The organism is Bradyrhizobium sp. P2_E8 (assembly GCF_056403875.1).
Genome location: NZ_JBFUES010001558.1, coordinates 1 through 1131, shown reverse-complemented (window position 1 = coordinate 1131; position 1131 = coordinate 1). Strand labels below are relative to the sequence as shown.

General features: G+C 57.3%; 2 protein-coding genes. One reads left to right on the top strand and one right to left on the bottom strand.

Going from position 1 to position 1131, the window contains the following annotated elements; translation table 11 throughout:
• Positions 1-264: beta-barrel domain-containing protein (locus AC1D00_RS42285; protein ID WP_477014800.1), on the top strand; the 264-nt coding region annotated here is incomplete at its 5' end.
• A gap of 631 nt (positions 265-895) precedes the next feature.
• On the opposite strand, the gene AC1D00_RS42280 is transcribed toward AC1D00_RS42285, so the two are convergent.
• Positions 896-1131 (bottom strand): transposase domain-containing protein (locus tag AC1D00_RS42280; RefSeq protein ID WP_477014799.1); only part of this gene is annotated, 236 nt, incomplete at its 5' end.

The following is a 1131-nucleotide window of genomic DNA, read 5'->3' as shown; positions in this document are numbered from 1 at the left end:
GCCTACAAGCAGCGCATTGTTCCGATCATTCATGGCGACGTCATTCAGGTGTCGGCTGACCGTTTGACCGATCCCAAGACCAATAATCCCTATTATGTGGCGTTCGTCCGGATCGATGAGAGCGAGCTTGCAACCATGCCCAATATTCGGCTCTATCCCGGCATGCCGGCAACCGTGATGATTCCGACCATTCAGCGAACCGCGTTCGACTATATCGTCGGACCGCTGGTGATGTCGTTCAATCATGCGTTTCGGCAGAAATGAACTACAGAAGTGCTGCTTGAGGATCTTGCCGCGGATCGTAGTGGAAGCTTGATTGGCACCGCGGCCTATAAAGGCCGAGCGCCGCCGTGGCCCAATCCTCAATGATTCTGCCGTTGAGGAAGTCAATGAGGCGAAGCTCCGGGGTTGGTATTGAGGCTTCGTTTCGCAAGTAGCCAGTGTTCTGGTCGCGGAGTGAGGTGTCGAGCCCCCGCGCGGATACGCTGAGCTTCCCCAGGCCAATCGGTCAGCAGCTTTCCTTTCGCAACGGCTTAAAAAGCGCACTTACACCGTGCCGCGAGTCGGCTGTGCTTAGCGCACTGCCCAAAGCCTCACGTTAGCGAGGCGAGATGCCGGCGCAAGGCACAGTTTTCGGCGTCCGGCCGGATCAGTAACGCTACAATTGCGAGGGATTGCCAGTCCTTTCTGCAGCAAGATTAGCTTGCGCCAATTATGCGGCCGTCGGAATGAGTTTCCAACCAGAGGGTTCGGGCAACTGGCAGCGGATCAACTCCGATTTTCTCCCACCAATCTCGTTCTTTGCCCGCTCGGTGCAGCTCCCGGTGATGTGCCCGACATACCGGAATCGTAAACTCATCGCTGACCTTTTGTCCAAGTCCGGTAAGCGTCGTTCTCAGGCCACGGCTTTGAGGGCTTGATCGCGGTAGGCCCAGGGCAGTAGCAGGTCGATGTCTCGGTTTGGATGTCCGTTGACGATCCTGGTCAGGACGTCGGTGAGGTAGGCGAGCGGATCGACGTCGTTGATCTTGCAGGTCTCGACCAGGGACGCGACGACGGCCCAATGCTCGGCGCCGCCGTCGGATCCTGCAAATAGTGCATTCTTACGGCAAAGTTTGATACCGCGGATCG